Source organism: Nonomuraea spiralis, assembly GCF_014648435.1.
GTDB lineage: Bacteria > Actinomycetota > Actinomycetes > Streptosporangiales > Streptosporangiaceae > Nonomuraea > Nonomuraea spiralis.
The window spans coordinates 196,817-211,573 of sequence record NZ_BMRC01000013.1 but is presented as its reverse complement, the minus strand read 5'-3'; the positions used below and the strand labels follow the sequence as shown (position 1 = coordinate 211,573).

The following is a 14,757-nucleotide window of genomic DNA, read 5'->3' as shown; positions in this document are numbered from 1 at the left end:
TCGATGAAGCCGAAAGCAGACAAGCAAGTCACCTGGGTCGAGCTCTTCTTCGACCTGGTCTTCGTGTTCGCCGTCACCCAGCTGTCCGACCTGCTGCACCGGGGCCACGGATGGGGCAGCGTGGGGCAGGCCGTCGTCGTGCTGGTGCCGACGTACTGGGCCTGGGTGGGCATGGCGGTGCACGCCAACACCCGCGACGTCAACAACACCCCCGACCGGCTGGGCATCCTGGCGCTCAGCCTGTGCGGCCTGTTCATGGCGCTGGCCACCCCCCTGGCCTACGAGGAGCGCGGGCTGATGTTCGGCGCCGCGTACTTCGCCCAGCGCACGCTGCTGGCCGCCCTGTACTTCCGCGGGAGGCCGTTCGAGCTGGTCAACCCCTTCACGCTGTCGGTGTGCGTGACCGGGCCGCTGCTGCTGGCCGGGGGCCTGCTCGACAGCGGCACGCGGGTGTGGGTGTGGGCCGCGGCCGCCGCCATCGACCTGGCCGCGCCGGTGCTCACCCGCAGCCACCTCGTACGGGTCAACTTCCACCCCCATCACTTACCCGAGCGCTTCGGCCTGCTGCTGATCATCGCGATGGGCGAGCCGATCCTGGCCATCGGCGCCCAGGCGTCGGCGGCCCGCCCGCTGGCCGTGGGCTCGATCACCGCGGTCGCCGCGACGTTCGTGCTGGCCTGCGCGCTGTGGTGGGTGTACTTCATCTTCGCCGCCGAGTCGCTGCCCAAGGCCCTGGACGAGGCCGTGATCCGCACCGACCTGATCCGGCGGGTCTTCTCCTACGGCCACCTGGCCTTCATCGGCTCGATCATGGCGATGGCGGTCGGCATGGCCGAGGTCGTCTCGCACCCGGGTCAGACCTTCTCCGCCCCCGTGACCGCGCTGCTGTTCGGCGGCTGCGCCCTGTACTTCGCGACGTTCTGCTACGCCCGCTGGCACATCTTCGGCAGGTGGTCGGGGCCGCAGCTCGCGATGCCCGTGGCCATCCTGGCGATCATCCCGATCTCGCTGCAGGCCCCGGCGCTGCTGTCCGTGGCCGCGCTGGTGCTCGTGGTGACGACGTTCAACTTCCTGGAACATTCGCGGGCCAGATCCGAGAGCGACGCCTTGACTTAGCGCGCGCTCTAACAGGCAGGGTATGGGCGGCGGCGTCGTCGTGAAGGGCGTCCGCGCCAGGACATGAGCCGGCTGGAGAGCTGAGGAGCGTCATGAAGAGTCCCGCTGTTCGAGTCGCGGTCGCCTATCTGGTGTCCGCGGTCGTCGGCGCTGTGATCATCGGTTCGTTCGTCGGCGCGCTGCACCACCCGGTCCCGCACGCGGTGCCGCTCGCCGTCGTGGGCCAGGGTGCCGGCGAGCTGGAGCGGGCCGCGGCCGGGGCCGTGGAGGCGCGCCCGTACGGCGACGCGGCGAGCGCGCGGACGGCGGTGCTCAGACGCGAGGTCGAGGCCGCCTACCTGGCGGGCGAGGGCCGCCTGCTGGTCGCCGGCGCCGGCGGCGACACGGCCGCCCCGCACTTCGCCGCGACGATGCGGCGCGCCACCGGGCGCGACCTCGCCGTCGAGGACGTCCGGCCGCTGGCCGAGGGCGACTCCTCCGGCGTGTCCGGCATGTTCTACGTGCTGGGCCTGCTGCTGGCCGCGCTGGCGACGACCGTGCTGACCATGCGGATGGCGCCCATGATGAACCGGGCGCTGCGGCTGGCCGTGCTCGCGCTCGGCGCGGTGACCGGCGGCCTGGCGCTCACCTGGGTTGTCGATGGCCTGCTCGGCGCGCTCACCGGCGCCCCGTTCGCGCTCCTGGGCGTCTCCTGCGGGGTGATCTTCCTGGTCTCGGTGGCGGTGAACGGGCTGATGCGCCGCTTCGGGCCGCGCGGCGTGATCGCGGCGGCGGTGTTGTTCATCCCCATCGGCCTGCCCGCCAGCGGCGGCCCGTTCGGCGCGGCGTTCATCGAGCCGTGGTACGCGGCACTCGGCTACGTGCTGCCCACCCGGTCGGCGCTCGAACTGGTGCGCAGCGTGGTCTACTTCGACGGCGCCGCCCTGGCCACGCCGCTGACGGTGCTCGGCCTGTGGGCGGCGCTCGGCCTGGTGCTGATGGCGCTGCCGCCGCGGGCGATGCCCCGGCCCGCCGCGCCCGCCCCCGCTGCGGTGCCCGTCGCCGGGGCCGCACCGGGCGCCCACTGACCGGCTCCCTGACCGGCCCCCTGACCGGCGCGGCCTCGGATGCGGGGGTCCGCTTCCGTGGTCGCGCCCTCACCGGACCGTCCGCGTGGCCCTGCGGGTCAGGCGGACGGGGTGAGCGCGAGCACCAGCCGTACGCCGGGCCGCAGCGGCTCGGCCCGGACCGACCCGGCGTGCGCCTCGGCGATCTGGCGCACGATGGCCAGGCCGAGACCGGAGCCCGGCAGCGAACGGGCCGACTCGGCGCGGTAGAAGCGGTCGAACACGAACGGCAGGTCCTGCGGCGCGATGCCCGGCCCCTGGTCGCTGACCGACAGCGCGCCCGCCGCGTCCACCCGTACGAGCACCTCGCCCCCGGGCGGGCTCCACTTGATCGCGTTGTCCACGAGGTTGGAGACCGCGCGCTCGACCGCGTCGGCGTCGGCCCACACCAGACACTCGGCCAGCTCGCCGCGCAGCCGTACGTGCGGGGCGCGGGCCTGCGCCCTGGCCAGCACGCGACCGGCCACCAGGTCGAGCCGCACGTCCTCCAGGTGCAACTGGACGTCGCCGTGCCTGGCCAGCTCGACCAGGTCGTTGACCAGCACCCGCAGCTCCCCGGCCTGCACGCGGGCCTCGTGCACCAGGGCCGGGGCCTGCGGGTCGGCCGTGCCGCGTCCCTCCTCCAGCAGCTCCAGGTTCGTGGTGAGGCTGGTCAGCGGCGTACGCAGCTCATGGGAGGCGTCGGCGACCAGGCGCCGCTGGGCCAGCACCGACTCGCGCAGCGCCCGCGTCATCGCGGTGAACGAGCCCGCCAGGCGGGCCACCTCGTCCCGTCCGGCGCCCATGCCCTCAAGGCCGTCGGCGGTCAGGGTGCCGGTGGCGGTGATCCGTTCGACCACCGCCGTCAGGCGGGCGATGGGCCGCAGTGCCCGTCCGGCGAGGAAGCGCGCGCCCGCCGCGGCCACCAGCGCGCCGCCCACGGTCAGCGCGGCCAGCAGCAGTTTCAGCGTGTTCAGGGTCTGCTCGTCGCGGTCCAGCGGGAACGCCGTGCGCACCAGGGTGCCCCTGCCCAGGTTCAGCGGGGCGGTGTAGAGCCGGTAGCGCACGCCGCCGTACGTCACGTCCCGGTAGTAGGGGGGCAGCTTGCCGAACGCGACCGCCTCGTCCTGCTCGGCCAGCGGCACGAACCCGTCGGTCGGGCCCGCGCGGAACGGGCCGGGGCAGAACTGCAACACCGTGTTGCCCACCGGGATCGGCGTGGTCGGCAGCGGCGAGTCGGCGCCCTTGAGCGACTCCAGCAGCCGCGGCGCCTGCCCGGCGGCCAGCACCAGCTCGCCGTCGTGCTGCCCGGCCAGCCCCGCCGCGATCGCCGGGTAGACCACCAGCGAGACCGTGAGCAGCGCGGCGGCGACCACGGCGGCGACCGTCAGCGCGACCCTGCTGCGCAGCCTCACGGCTCCTCCCGCAACACGTACCCCAGGCCGCGCACGGTCTGGATCAGCCGCGGCTCTCCCCCGGCCTCCAGCTTGGCGCGCAGGTAGCTGACGTAGACCCACAGCGCGTTCGAGGAGGGGCCGAAGTCGTAGCCCCAGACCGAGTTGAAGATCACCTCGCGGCTGAGCACCCGGCCCGGGTTGCGCAGGAACACCTTCAGCAGCGTGTACTCGGTCCTGGTCAGGTCGAGCGACCGGCCGCCGCGCGCGGCCCGGCAGGCGGCCGGGTCGAGCTCCAGGTCGGCGTAGCGGAGCAGGCCCTGCGCGGGCGCGCTGCGGCGCAGCAGCGCGCGCAGCCTGGCCCGCAGCTCCTCCAGCGCGAACGGCTTGACCAGGTAGTCGTCGGCGCCCGCGTCCAGCCCCGCGACCCGGTCGCCGACCAGGTCGCGGGCGGTGAGCATCAGGATCGGGGTGCGGTCGCCCCCGGCCCGCAGGCGGCGGCACACCTCCAGGCCGTCCAGGCCGGGCATCATGATGTCCAGCACCACCGCGTCCTGACGGCCGCCGCTCGCCGCCTCCAGCGCGCGCAGGCCGTCGGCGGCGACGCTGACGTCGTAGCCCTCGCGGGTGAGCGCGTGGGTCAGCGAGCGGCGGACCGCCTCGTCGTCGTCGGCAACAAGGACGTGCATGGTGCCACTCTCCCCTCCGCACCCCCGGGTGAGGAAGATCGGTCCCGGGGTCTAAGCGGGCTCGGATTCCGACAGGGCGCGCTTGACGTTGCGCAACGCCTGGAGCAGCCGCTCGGGTGTCACGCCGAGTTGCCTGGCCACGGCGCGGAAACCGGCCGAGTCCGGGTCCAGGCGGCCGTCCCGGGCGAGGGCGTCCAGCGCCTTGGCGGCACGGAGCGCGCGGTCGTAGCCGACGCCCAGCTCGGCCGCCAGCGCCTTGGCGAACGCCTCCTGCGAGATGCCGTGGTCCTTCTTGTCGTGCTTGCCGGGCTTTCCGGGGTCGTCCGGGCCCGGTGTGCCCGGGCCGGGTTTACCCGGACCGCAGCCGGGCTTGCCGTCGCCGGGCTTCTTGCCGTCGAAGCCCTTGCCTCCGTAGTCCCTACCGGTGGGGTCCTTGGGATCCTTGGGGGCCGGGGCCTTGGCGACGTCGGCGGGCGAGCAGGTCGCCGGGACGTCGGCGCAGGGGTCGGCCGCCGCGCCGCGCAGCGCCGCGGCCGACACCGCGCCGGACCCGGTCAGCGTCAGCGCCACCGCCGTCCCGACGACCAGCGCCGTCCTTCGTGCGTTCATGTCGGTCACCTTTCTGACGGCCGGTCCCCAGTGGCCCGGCGCGCTGCGGGCAACTCAACCGCGGCCACCTTCACCCCACCGTCGGGGAACCTTAGAAACGCCATAGAAGCGCCGGCGCGGCATTGTCGCGGGCGCACGGGGAAGAGTGGCCATCCGCCGGGTCTGCCACACCGGTACGGAGGCCGCGCGCACCTCCGGCGACGACCGGGTCCCGGTCGTGCTGGGCGGCGACGGGAGCGTGCACGCGCTGGTCGCCGCGCTGCTGGAACGCGGACGGCTGAACGCCGCCCCGATCGGGCTGATCCCCATGGGCACCGGCAACGACCTGGCCCGTACGCTGGGCCTCCCGCTCGACCCGGCCGAGGCGGCCCGTGTCGTGCTGGCGGGGCACGAGCGGGCCATGGACCTGCTGATCGACGACGACGGCGGCGTCGTGGTCAACGCCGTGCATCTCGGCGTCGGCGCCCAGGTGTGCACCGGCCGCCGCGTGCTCATGGCCGGCGTCGGGAACGGCGCCACGATCGGCGGCGGCACGCCCCTGACCCCGGCGGCCCGGCCCGACGACGGCCTCGCCGAGGTGGTCGTGTCCTACGCCACGGGCCCGCTGGCCCGGCTGGCCTACGCCGCCGGGTTGCGCCGCGGCCGGCACCCCGCCCGCCCCGACGTACGGACCTTCAGAGGCAGGCGGATCACGATCGCGGGCGGTCCCGTCCCGGCCAGTGTGGACGGCACGCTGGAGCAGGTGGCGCAGGGCCGTACCTGGATCGTGCGGCCGGCGGCCTGGCGCGTCCTGGCCCCGGCGGTGTCCTGACCGGTCAGTGCTCGGGGTGCAGGGACTGGCCGAGGTACATGGCGGTGAGCATGGTGAACAGGTACGCCTGGAGGAACATGACGAAGATCTCGAACGCGGTCAGCAGGCACGTCATGAACACGCCCAGCACGCCCACCGCCACCCCGCCCACGGTCGGCCGCTCCACCAGGAACCAGTAGCCGACGGCGCTGAAGAAGGCCAGCAGCGTGTGCCCGGCGAACATGTTCGCGAACAGCCGCACGGCATGGGTGAACGGCGCGGTGACGAAGATGTAGAGCAGTTCGAGCGGCGCGTACACGGTGAGCGCCAGGGCCTTGGGCAGGCCTTCGGGGAACATCGCGTTCCTGAGGTAACCGGCCAGGCCCTGGTGCCGGAAGCCCAGGTAGAGCTTGAGCACGTAGACGACGCCGGCCAGCACCCACGGGAAGGCGACGTGGGCGGTGACCGGGAACTGGAGCAGCGGGATCACCCCCATCACGTTCCAGAGCAGGATCAGCAGGAAGAACGTGAGCAGCAGCGGCATCCAGCGGTCGGCGTCCTTGCCCAGCCAGGGGCGGGCGATCTGGTCGCGGACGAACACGTAGGCGTACTCCCCGGCGTTCTGCAGGCCGCGCGGCACCAGCTTGGGGCGGGAGAAGGCGCCCCAGGCCAGCGCGCACACGACGAGCACGCCGACGACGGCCAGCAACACCGGCTTGGTGAGCCAGAAGGGCGCGCCGTCCCACAGCGGCGGGTAGTCGAACAACTCCGGTCCGGGCGGGCGGAAATCATCAGAGGGCATGGCAAAGCTCCTCGGAGGGGTGAGAGGGGAGGAAAAGGGTCAGAGCCAGCCGAGCGACTCGGCCACGCGGACGGCCTCGGCGCGGTTGCGGGCGCCGGTCTTGCCGATGGCGGAGGACAGGTAGTTGCGTACCGTACCCTCGGTCAGGAACAGGGTCCTGGCGATGTCGGCCACGGTGACGCCGCCGGCGGCGGTCCGCAGCACCTCGGCCTCGCGCTGGGTGAGCGGGCTCGGCCCGACGGTCAGGGCGGACACCGCCAGCTTGGGATCGATCACGGTCTCACCGGCCATCACCCGGCGTACCGCCGCGGTCAGCTCGGCCACCGGCGCGTCCTTGACCACGAACCCGGACACGCCCGCGTCGAGGGCGCGGCTGAGATAGCCGGGCCTGCCGAACGTGGTGACGATCACCACGCGGTGGCCGCGCAGGCGTTCGGCGACCTCCAGGCCGGACATGCCGGGCATCTCGATGTCGAGCAGGACCACGTCGGGGCGGTGCTCGGCCACGGCGGACTCGACCAGGTCGCCCCGGCCGACCTCGGCCACCACCTCGATGCCGTCCTCCAGGGAGAGCAGCGCGGCCAGTCCGCCGCGTACGAGGTCCTGGTCGTCGGCGATGAGGACGCGGATCACGGGCTCTCCAAGGGCACTCGGGCGTGCAGCCGGTAGCCGCCGCCGGGCAGCGGGCCCGCCTCCAGACGGCCGCCGGCGGCGGCGATCCGCTCGGCCAGCCCGGTCAGACCGTTACCGCCGGTGGGGCCGCCAGTGGGGGTGCCGCTGGGGGTGCCGGGGCCCTGGCCGTCGTCGCGGATCTCGACCGTGGCGGCGGTGTCGTCGACGCCGAGGTCGATGCGGCAGCGGCGGGCGCGGCTGTGGCGCACGACGTTCGTGGCGGCCTCCCGTACGGTCCAGGCCAGCAGCGTCTCCGCGGCGGCCGGGACGGGCCCGGCGGCGGGCGAGACCTCCAGGCCGATCCCGGCCAGCCCGAGGCTGTGGGCCGCCGTGCGCAACTCGCCCGACAGGGAGGGCGCGCGGTAACCGGAGACGGCGTGGCGCACCTCGTCGAGCGCCTGGCGGGCGGCGCGTTCGACGTCGGCCATCTCGCGGGCGGCCCGTTCCGGGTCGGTACGGGCCAGCCGGGCGGCCAGCTGGCTCCTGATGGTGATCGAGGTGAGCGTGTGTCCGAGGGTGTCGTGCAGGTCGCGGGCGAAGCGCAGGCGTTCGTTGTCCACGGCGAGCCGGGCCACGTGGGCGCGGGCCGCGTCGAGCCGGGCGACCAGCTCGCCCAGGTGCTTGATGCTCCCCACCGTCACCGCCTCGACCACGATCACCAGCGGCACCCACCAGACCTGCTCGAACGGCCGCCCGTACGCCGTCAGCGCGGCCACCACCACGACGATCGTCCCCGCTACCCCCGCCGCTGTGTACACGACGCGCCCGAGGCAGGCCGTCAGGGCGCTGACCACGAACACGAACCCGACGTACGCCCACGGGTCCCGCAGCACGGGCAGCAGCGCGAGCCCCGCGGCCACCAGCCCCACGAGCGGCCACCTCAGCCCCGCCGCGCCCCGGGCGCCGAGCATCCGCCACATGATCCGCAGCCAGCACGCCGCGAACACCGCCAGCGCCGCGACCACCCACACCACCGCGAGCGCGCCGGGCCGGGAGGAGAAGAACGCCAACAGCGGCCACACCGACAGCACAAGCCAGGCGCACGCCCCGGCCCGCGCCGCCGCCCGGCCCCGGCCGAACTCCAGCTCCCGCACCGCCGCCTCACCCGTCACAGGGCCCGACGGTAACGCCCGGGGGCCGCCGCGGCGACCGGGCGGAGTTGCCGTCCTCGACTTTCATCATGGGAACAGCCTGCTGGGAGGGGTGGCGCCGGGAGTAGTGCCAGGCGTCAGAGACCACGACATGACATACGTCATGGACGGCGACGCCGAGTCGCGCTCCGGCTTCCCGGCGCCGTGCGTACGGTCAGTGGTGGTAGGCGTGGACCACGGCGTGGCCCTTGCCGCGGCCGATGATCCACTTGTTGATCGGGGTCGTGACGAGGAACGCCACCACCAGTGAGATCGCCAGCGCGCTCCAGAACAGGATCGAGGCGAGGCCGGCGTCCATCGCGCCCGGGATGATCAGCATGACGCCGTTGTCGACGATCTCCATGACGAGGATGGACAGCGTGTCGGCGGCCAGGGCGAGACGCAGCGCGCTGCGCCAGTCGACCCCCGCCTTGAACAGTCCGCGCAGGGTGAGCGCGTATCCGAAGAAGAACGCCAGGACGATCGCCAGGACCACGCTGGGCAGGTTGTGCCAGCCCAGGGCGGTGGCGATCACCATGCCGAGCACCTCGCCGATGGCGCAGCCGGTCAGGCAGTGCAGCGTCGCCGAGGCGGCCACCTTCCAGGTCGCCTGCATCGCGTGACCGTGGTGGGCGCCGTCCTGATGGCCGGCGTGCTCGCCATGAGCGGCGTGCTCACCGTGGTCGGCGTGCTCGTGGCCGGTGTGGGCCGGGGTCTGGTGGTGTGCGTGATCGCCGTGGGCGTGGTGGTCGGGGTGGGCGGCGTGGTCATCGTGACCGGAGTCGTGCTGGCCGTGGCTTCTTGATTCCGACATTGCTACCTTCTGGGTCGATCAGGCACATCTCAACCCGCGCAACCTATACCCCCCATCTGTATCCTGGCAATGTTCGGTACCGTTTGTCCCAATGCGAGGTCACGTACCGTGTCCCCCCGGCCCTCCGGCCCGGGCGCGGGCTACGGTGATCGCCATGGACGGCCCTGTCCTCCGCCAGCTGCGCGTCAACGGCCGGGCGTACGAGCCGCCGGCCGACCCCCGCGTGTCCCTGCTCGACTTCCTGCGCGACCATCTCCGCCTGACCGGCACCAAGAACGCCTGTGACCAGGGCGCCTGCGGCACCTGCACGGTCCTGGCCGACGGGCAGCGGGTCTACGCCTGCCTTCTGCTCGCCGTCCAGTGCGAGGGGATGGACATCGTCACCGTCGAGGGCCTGGCCGAGGACGAGCTGGGCGCGCGGGTGCAGGATGCGTTCGTCCGGTACGACGCCATGCAGTGCGGATACTGCACGCCCGGACAGATCTGCTCGGTCGTGGGCCTGCTGGCCGAGTGGCGCGACGGCGTCCCGAGCGCCGCGACGCCGGACCTGACCGCGCCCCTGGACCGGCTCACCGACGCCGAGCTCGGCGAGCGCATGGCGGGCAATCTGTGCAGGTGCGGGGCGTACCACCACATCGCCGCCGCGATCAGGGAGGTCGCCGGGACGTGAGGGAGTTCGTCTACCTGCGGGCGGCGACCGTGGCGGAGGCCGTCGCGCTGGCCTCCACGACGGCGTCGGACGGCGGCGCCCCGGCACGCTACCTCGCCGGCGGGACGAACCTCGTCGACCTCATGCGGGAGGAGGTCGAACGCCCCGAGCGGGTCGTGGACATCTCGCGCCTGCCGCTGTCGGCCGTCGAGGACCTGCCCGGCGGCGGGCTGCGGCTCGGCGCGCTGGCCGGGAACACGCAGGTCGCGGCCGACCCGCGGGTGCGGCTGCGTTACCCGGTGCTGGCCCGCGCCGTCCTGTCCGGGGCCTCGCCGCAGTTGCGCAACCGCGCGACTGTGGGCGGCAACCTGCTGCAGCGTACGCGCTGCCACTACTTCTACGACACCGCCGCCGCCTGCAACAAGCGCACGCCCGGCGCCGGATGCGACGCGCTGGAGGGCGTCAACCGCGGGCACGCCGTCCTCGGCGCGAGCCCGAGCTGCGTCGCCGTCCACCCCTCGGACATGTGCGTGGCCCTGGCCGCCCTGGACGCCACCGTCAACGTGACCGGTCCCGAGGGCGGGCGGAGCGTGCCGTTCACCGGCTTCCACCTGCTTCCCAGGCGCACGCCGCAGGTGGAGACCGTGTTGCGGGACGGGGAACTGGTCACGAGCGTGGACCTGCCGCCCGCGCCGCCCGGCCGCGGGGCGTACGCCAAGATGCGGGACCGGGCGGGGTTCGCGTTCGCGCTGGTGAGCGTGGCCGTACTGGTGCACGTCGAGGACGGGCGGATCGTGCTCGCGCGCCTCGCGCTCGGCGGGGTGGCGCACAAGCCGTGGCGCGCCCGCGAGGCGGAGGACGTGCTGACGGGCGCGACCCCCGGCGCGACGGCCTTCGAGTCGGCCGCGCGGGCGGCGCTCGCGCAGGCCCGCCCGCTGCGGGACAACGGCTTCAAACCGGAGCTGGCCAGACGCCTGATCCGCCGCACACTCACCGGCCTCGTCACCGACGCCTTGACGTCGTAGATCGTGCGCGCTCGCGGCCTCCGGCGAGTAGGTCTGGTAGCCATGACGCAGATGACGTTCTACCCGCCCGTCGAGCCCTACGAGAGCGGCCTGCTCGACGTCGGCGACGGCGCCGAGATCTACTGGGAGACCTGCGGCAACCCTCAGGGGAAGCCGGTCGTCTTCCTGCACGGCGGTCCCGGCGGCGGCCTGCTGCCCGTGCAACGGCGCTTCTTCGACCCCGACGCCTACCGGATCGTCCTGTTCGACCAGCGCAACTGCGGGCGCAGCCGCCCGCACGCGGGCGACCCCGGCGTGTCGCTGGCCGCCAACACGACCTGGCACCTGGTCGAGGACATGGAGCTGCTCAGGCGGCGGCTCGGGATCGACCGCTGGCAGGTGTTCGGCGGCTCGTGGGGTACGACGCTGGCGCTGGCGTACGCGCGCCGGCACCCCGGACGGGTGACCGAGCTGGTGCTGCGCGGCGTCTACCTGGCGAGCGCGGCCGACGAGGCGTGGGCGTTTACCGGGTCCGGCGCGGCCCGGCTGTTCCCGGCGGAGTGGGCGGCCTTCCGCGACGCGATCCCGGAGGCCGAACGGGACGACCTGCTCGCCGCCTACCACCGCCGGCTGTTCGACCCGGACCCGGCGGTGCACGTGCCGGCGGCGCGGGCGTGGGCGGCGTGGGAGTTGTCGGCCAACACGCTGCTCCCCGTCGATCCGCCGTCCCTGGAGGACCGGGAGCTGGTGGGATTCGCCCGGATCGAGGCCCACTACTTCACCCAGGGCTGCTTCCTGGAGGAGGGCGAGCTGCTCGACGTGTCGGCGATCCGGCACATCCCCTGCGTCATCGTGAACGGCCGCTACGACATGAAGACCCCGCCCGACGCCGCCTGGGAGCTGCACCGCGCCTGGCCGGAGGCCGAGCTGCGGATCGTCGAGGACGCCGGACACGGGGGCGCCGAGCCCGGCACGCTGCACGCGCTCGTCACGGCCACGGACGCGTACCGCCGGGAGGCCGGTGCACCACACGATTCATGATCTACAATACGGCCTTGTAGTGCTTTTTCGGGACTTGATGGTCTCGTGCACTTCTGCTCACCGTTGTTGACATGTCACCACGTTCGCAGCCTGCCGCGGAGCACGACGTGATCCGGATCGCCGTGATCGACGACCACGAGCTGATCCGCCATGGGCTGGAGTACCTCCTTCATCGGCACGAGGACCTGAAGGTGGTGCTGCGTGGCTCGTCCGTCGGGGACCTGCGCGGCTTCGACGCCGGGTACGACGTGCTCATCCTCGACCTCTACCTGGCCGACGACCGGCCGTGCGTGGCCGCGGTCAAGGAGCTGTCGGCCGTCACCCGGGTCCTGATCGTGTCGGCCTCGGGACGGCCCGCCGACGTGCTGGCGGCGATCCGCTGCGGCGCCAACGGGTACGTCACCAAGGACGCGCCGTCCGAGCTCATCGTCGCCGCCGTGCGCACGGTGGCCTCGGGCGGCTTCTACCTGTCGGCGGGCCTGGCCGACATCCTGCAGAGCGAACTGGACGAGACCGTCCGCCCGCCCGCCGGCGAGAACGACGACGACGAGGTCCGTCCCAAGCTGTCGGCCCGGGAGGAGGAGACCCTCTCCTACATCGCCCAGGGCTTCACCCACGCCCAGGTGGGCCGCCGGATGGGCGTCAGCAAGGCCACGGTCGACACCTACGTCGAGCGGATCAGGGCCAAGCTCCAGGTCGGCAACAAGGCCGAGCTCACGCGCGCGGCGCTCAACCGGCTCGAACGCCGCGACCGCCCGTGAGCCCCCAGCGCCCGCCGCGCCCACCGGGGACGCAGGCGTCGGCTGGGACGGCTGTCGCCGGGATCGAGCGCAGCCGGGCCGTCACGATGGTGGTCGTCCGGGTCGGCGCGATGGTGTTGTGCGGGTCGCTGGAGGTCCTGGGCGACGGGCGGTGGCTGGCGCTGGGGCCGCTGCCGTACCTGCTGGGGGCGATGGCCGGCGCGAGCCTGCTGGTGTGCGCGGTCACGGCCGCCCGCGCCGCGCTCCCGCCGCGCCCGCTGCTCTGGGCGGACCTGGCCCTGGTGGTCGTGGTGGTGCTCGCCGCCGGCCGGTACGCGGGCCCGCGCGTCACCGACGGCTGGCCGGGCACGATCCTGCCGTACGTGCTGCTCGTCGGCATCATGGTCGGGATCTCCTTCCGCACCTTCCCCGCCGTGCTGGCCTGGACGGCGGCGCTGGGCGGCGCGCTGCTCCTCGGCTACGTCCAGTCGGACCTGGTCTGGTGGGCCGCCCTGCCGCACGTCGCCGGGCTGACGACGAACGCCACGATGGCCGCGTACGTCATGCGTGTCCTGTTCAGGACCGCCCGTGACCTGGACCAGGCCAGGGCCGGGGAGCTGCGCCGCTCGGCGCAGTTGTCGCAGGAGCGCGAGCGCGGCAGGACGGCCCGCGTGCTGCACGACCGGATCCTGCAGACCATGGAGGCGCTGACCCGCGACGGCTGGATCGCCGACCCCTCGGTACGGGCGCGGGTGGCGGAGGAGTCGCAGTGGCTGCGCGCCTTCCTGCGCGGCGACGACGGCGACCCGGCCGAGGACGTCGTCGCCGCCCTGGAGGAGGTGGTCCGGCAGGCCGTCGGCAGCGGGCTGCGGGTGGAGTTCAACGCGGGCCGGCTGCGTTCGGCGCCGGAACGCGAGGGCATGCCCGCCGAGGTCGTCGAGGCGCTGAGCGGCATCCTGCGCGAGGCGCTGACGAACGTGCGCAAGCACGCGGGCGTGGGGCACGCCGTGGTCCGGGCCGAGTGCCGGTCGGGCACGCTGGCGCTGAGCGTGCTCGACCACGGCAGCGGCTTCGACCCGGACGCGCCCACGACCGGGCTCGGCATCGCCCGTTCCATCCGGGACGGCGCCCGCGCGGTGGGCGGCAGCGCCGACGTCGAGGCCGCCCCCGGCGAGGGGACGCTGGTGTCGGTGCGCATCCCGCTGCCGTCCGGCGAATGACGTCCCTCCAACGCACCACGGGTCGCATGACAGATCCGGCCGGGCCGCCGGGTTCACAATCGTGCCGACGACCCGATCTCACCCTGGAGGTGTCAGTCATGCGATCGCACCGGACGGCGGCCGTGCTGGCGGTGGTGGCTCTGGCCCTGTTCCCGTACGCGGGGGCGAACGCGGCCGCCGAACCACCGGACGCCAAGGCGGCCCCGAGCTGTTTCGGCACGGCCTGCGACGGCAAGGACCCGGCGCTCACCGGCTGCGCCGCCGGCTCCTACACCGTCACGTACGAGGACGTCCCCGTCCGGATCCAGGCCTTCGACGGCTGGCTCGAACTGCGGTACGGCCCCGGCCGCGCGACCGGTCGCGGGCAGACCTGCCAGGTCAACTGGGCCAGGTTCAGCAAGGCGGGGCAGGGCTCGGCCTACAACGTGTGGGTGGAACGCAGGCAGGGCGTCCGGGCCGGCAGCGGCGCGGACAAGAGGCTCACCCAGTACTCCGGCGGGGACGAGGGCACCGGGATCATCTACTCCGACCAGGTCTACGCGCCCGACGTGCCGGCCCGGGCGTGCGTCGAGCGGGCGCCGGGCCGCCGGACCGGGGGCCCGTCCGCCGTCGTCTGCACGCGCGCCGTCTGAGCTCGCCCGCGCGGCCGGGGGTCAGCCGAACCCGTTGGGGCACAGGAAGGACTTGATCGTGCCCGGGGCGCTCGCCAGCAGCGCGGGACGGTCCTGCTGGGAGCAGAAGTTGCTGCCGATCTCGGCGTCGAGGAAGCGCGTCGCGTTCCGCCGGGCGATCAGGTCGATGCCGCCGACGCTCGGGGAGGCGAGCTCGGCGGCGACCCAGGAGCCGGCGCACCGCTTGCGCGCGACCACGGCGTCCTGCGGGAGGCTGCCGCCGTTCAGCGCGGCGGCCTGCCGCAGGATCGAGCGCGAGGACGCGCACGGCAGCGCGGTGGACGTCCTGCGGGTGGGGGTCTCCTCGGGAGTCTCGGTCTCGGTGGGGGTC

Annotated in this window: 18 protein-coding genes; 10 read left to right on the top strand and 8 right to left on the bottom strand. The window is 73.7% G+C overall.

Going from position 1 to position 14,757, the window contains the following annotated elements:
* Window positions 1–3 precede the first annotated feature (3 nt).
* Together IEZ27_RS30440 and IEZ27_RS30435 are read left to right on the top strand one after the other, a co-directional pair.
* The gene (locus IEZ27_RS30440) at window positions 4–1,116 is read left to right on the top strand and encodes a low temperature requirement protein A (RefSeq protein ID WP_125638054.1); all 1,113 of its coding nucleotides are present in this window, start codon (window positions 4–6) and stop codon (window positions 1,114–1,116) included.
* A gap of 92 nt (window positions 1,117–1,208) precedes the next feature.
* Entirely contained in the window at window positions 1,209–2,183 is a 975-nt protein-coding gene (locus IEZ27_RS30435) for a hypothetical protein (protein ID WP_189650391.1), read from the top strand.
* 98 nt (window positions 2,184–2,281) lie between these two features.
* Here IEZ27_RS30435 and IEZ27_RS30430 read toward each other — a convergent pair whose 3' ends face one another.
* From IEZ27_RS30430 to IEZ27_RS30420, 3 genes are read right to left on the bottom strand one after another with little or no spacing between them, the layout of a single operon-like run.
* Window positions 2,282–3,616 carry a sensor histidine kinase gene (locus IEZ27_RS30430; RefSeq protein WP_189650390.1) on the bottom strand — a complete coding sequence of 445 codons (1,335 nt, stop codon included), beginning with the start codon at window positions 3,614–3,616 and terminating at the stop codon, window positions 2,282–2,284.
* Complete coding sequence (locus tag IEZ27_RS30425; protein ID WP_189650389.1) at window positions 3,613–4,284, bottom strand: response regulator transcription factor; 672 nt, start codon at window positions 4,282–4,284, stop codon at window positions 3,613–3,615. Before IEZ27_RS30425 ends, IEZ27_RS30430 begins: the two co-directional genes overlap by 4 nt.
* 51 nt (window positions 4,285–4,335) lie before the next feature.
* Window positions 4,336–4,893 carry a hypothetical protein gene (locus tag IEZ27_RS30420; RefSeq protein ID WP_189650388.1) on the bottom strand — a complete coding sequence of 186 codons (558 nt, stop codon included), beginning with the start codon at window positions 4,891–4,893 and terminating at the stop codon, window positions 4,336–4,338.
* Between the two features lie 145 nt (window positions 4,894–5,038).
* On the opposite strand from IEZ27_RS30420, the gene IEZ27_RS30415 reads away from it, so the two are divergent.
* Window positions 5,039–5,704, top strand: coding sequence for a diacylglycerol/lipid kinase family protein (locus IEZ27_RS30415; protein ID WP_229824488.1), 666 nt, complete (start codon window positions 5,039–5,041; stop codon window positions 5,702–5,704).
* Window positions 5,705–5,708: 4 nt separating this feature from the next.
* Here IEZ27_RS30415 and atpB read toward each other — a convergent pair whose 3' ends face one another.
* From atpB to IEZ27_RS30395, 4 genes are all read right to left on the bottom strand, one after another.
* On the bottom strand, window positions 5,709–6,485 hold the full coding sequence (atpB, locus tag IEZ27_RS30410) for a F0F1 ATP synthase subunit A (RefSeq protein WP_189650387.1): 777 nt from the start codon (window positions 6,483–6,485) through the stop codon (window positions 5,709–5,711).
* A gap of 39 nt (window positions 6,486–6,524) precedes the next feature.
* Window positions 6,525–7,118: a response regulator transcription factor gene (locus IEZ27_RS30405; RefSeq protein ID WP_189650386.1), complete on the bottom strand. Its 594-nt coding sequence runs from the start codon at window positions 7,116–7,118 to the stop codon at window positions 6,525–6,527.
* Complete coding sequence (locus IEZ27_RS30400) at window positions 7,115–8,269, bottom strand: sensor histidine kinase (RefSeq protein WP_189650385.1); 1,155 nt, start codon at window positions 8,267–8,269, stop codon at window positions 7,115–7,117. The genes IEZ27_RS30405 and IEZ27_RS30400 overlap by 4 nt, the downstream gene beginning before the upstream one ends.
* A 193-nt stretch (window positions 8,270–8,462) precedes the next feature.
* Entirely contained in the window at window positions 8,463–8,903 is a 441-nt protein-coding gene (locus IEZ27_RS30395) for a DUF4396 domain-containing protein (protein ID WP_229824498.1), read from the bottom strand.
* Window positions 8,904–8,906: 3 nt separating this feature from the next.
* Here IEZ27_RS30395 and IEZ27_RS55070 point away from each other — a divergent pair, with 3 nt between their 5' ends.
* The 7 genes from IEZ27_RS55070 (at window position 8,907) to IEZ27_RS30365 (ending at window position 14,387) form a co-directional block, all read left to right on the top strand.
* On the top strand, window positions 8,907–9,092 hold the full coding sequence (locus IEZ27_RS55070; protein WP_268246096.1) for a hypothetical protein: 186 nt from the start codon (window positions 8,907–8,909) through the stop codon (window positions 9,090–9,092).
* 163 nt (window positions 9,093–9,255) lie between these two features.
* Window positions 9,256–9,771, top strand: a complete 516-nt coding sequence (locus tag IEZ27_RS30390; protein WP_189650383.1) for a (2Fe-2S)-binding protein — start codon at window positions 9,256–9,258, stop codon at window positions 9,769–9,771.
* Complete coding sequence (locus IEZ27_RS30385) at window positions 9,768–10,775, top strand: FAD binding domain-containing protein (protein WP_189650382.1); 1,008 nt, start codon at window positions 9,768–9,770, stop codon at window positions 10,773–10,775. Before IEZ27_RS30390 ends, IEZ27_RS30385 begins: the two co-directional genes overlap by 4 nt.
* A 42-nt stretch (window positions 10,776–10,817) precedes the next feature.
* A complete protein-coding gene (pip, locus tag IEZ27_RS30380; RefSeq protein ID WP_189650381.1) occupies window positions 10,818–11,795 on the top strand; it encodes a prolyl aminopeptidase in 978 nt (325 codons plus the stop codon).
* A gap of 71 nt (window positions 11,796–11,866) precedes the next feature.
* Window positions 11,867–12,556 carry a LuxR C-terminal-related transcriptional regulator gene (locus tag IEZ27_RS30375; RefSeq protein WP_125638040.1) on the top strand — a complete coding sequence of 230 codons (690 nt, stop codon included), beginning with the start codon at window positions 11,867–11,869 and terminating at the stop codon, window positions 12,554–12,556.
* Window positions 12,553–13,755 (top strand): sensor histidine kinase, encoded by a 1,203-nt coding sequence (locus IEZ27_RS30370; protein ID WP_189650380.1) that lies wholly within the window; start codon window positions 12,553–12,555, stop codon window positions 13,753–13,755. The genes IEZ27_RS30375 and IEZ27_RS30370 overlap by 4 nt, the downstream gene beginning before the upstream one ends.
* 98 nt (window positions 13,756–13,853) lie before the next feature.
* Entirely contained in the window at window positions 13,854–14,387 is a 534-nt protein-coding gene (locus tag IEZ27_RS30365; RefSeq protein ID WP_189650379.1) for a DUF2690 domain-containing protein, read from the top strand.
* Between the two features lie 21 nt (window positions 14,388–14,408).
* Here IEZ27_RS30365 and IEZ27_RS30360 read toward each other — a convergent pair.
* The coding region (locus IEZ27_RS30360; protein WP_189650378.1) for a hypothetical protein at window positions 14,409–14,757 on the bottom strand (349 nt) is incomplete at its 5' end.

What these genes read in the sequence shown, in the direction of transcription:
- IEZ27_RS30440 (WP_125638054.1), top strand. Translation starts at nt 4, where the DNA reads ATGAAGCCGAAAGCAGACAAGCAAGTCACCTGGGTCGAGCTCTTCTTC.
- IEZ27_RS30435 (WP_189650391.1), top strand. Translation starts at nt 1,209, where the DNA reads ATGAAGAGTCCCGCTGTTCGAGTCGCGGTCGCCTATCTGGTGTCCGCG.
- IEZ27_RS30425 (WP_189650389.1), bottom strand. Translation starts at nt 4,284, where the DNA reads ATGCACGTCCTTGTTGCCGACGACGACGAGGCGGTCCGCCGCTCGCTG.
- IEZ27_RS30420 (WP_189650388.1), bottom strand. Translation starts at nt 4,893, where the DNA reads ATGAACGCACGAAGGACGGCGCTGGTCGTCGGGACGGCGGTGGCGCTG.
- atpB (WP_189650387.1), bottom strand. Translation starts at nt 6,485, where the DNA reads ATGCCCTCTGATGATTTCCGCCCGCCCGGACCGGAGTTGTTCGACTAC.
- IEZ27_RS30395 (WP_229824498.1), bottom strand. Translation starts at nt 8,903, where the DNA reads ATGCAGGCGACCTGGAAGGTGGCCGCCTCGGCGACGCTGCACTGCCTG.
- IEZ27_RS30390 (WP_189650383.1), top strand. Translation starts at nt 9,256, where the DNA reads ATGGACGGCCCTGTCCTCCGCCAGCTGCGCGTCAACGGCCGGGCGTAC.
- pip (WP_189650381.1), top strand. Translation starts at nt 10,818, where the DNA reads ATGACGCAGATGACGTTCTACCCGCCCGTCGAGCCCTACGAGAGCGGC.
- IEZ27_RS30375 (WP_125638040.1), top strand. Translation starts at nt 11,867, where the DNA reads ATGTCACCACGTTCGCAGCCTGCCGCGGAGCACGACGTGATCCGGATC.
- IEZ27_RS30365 (WP_189650379.1), top strand. Translation starts at nt 13,854, where the DNA reads ATGCGATCGCACCGGACGGCGGCCGTGCTGGCGGTGGTGGCTCTGGCC.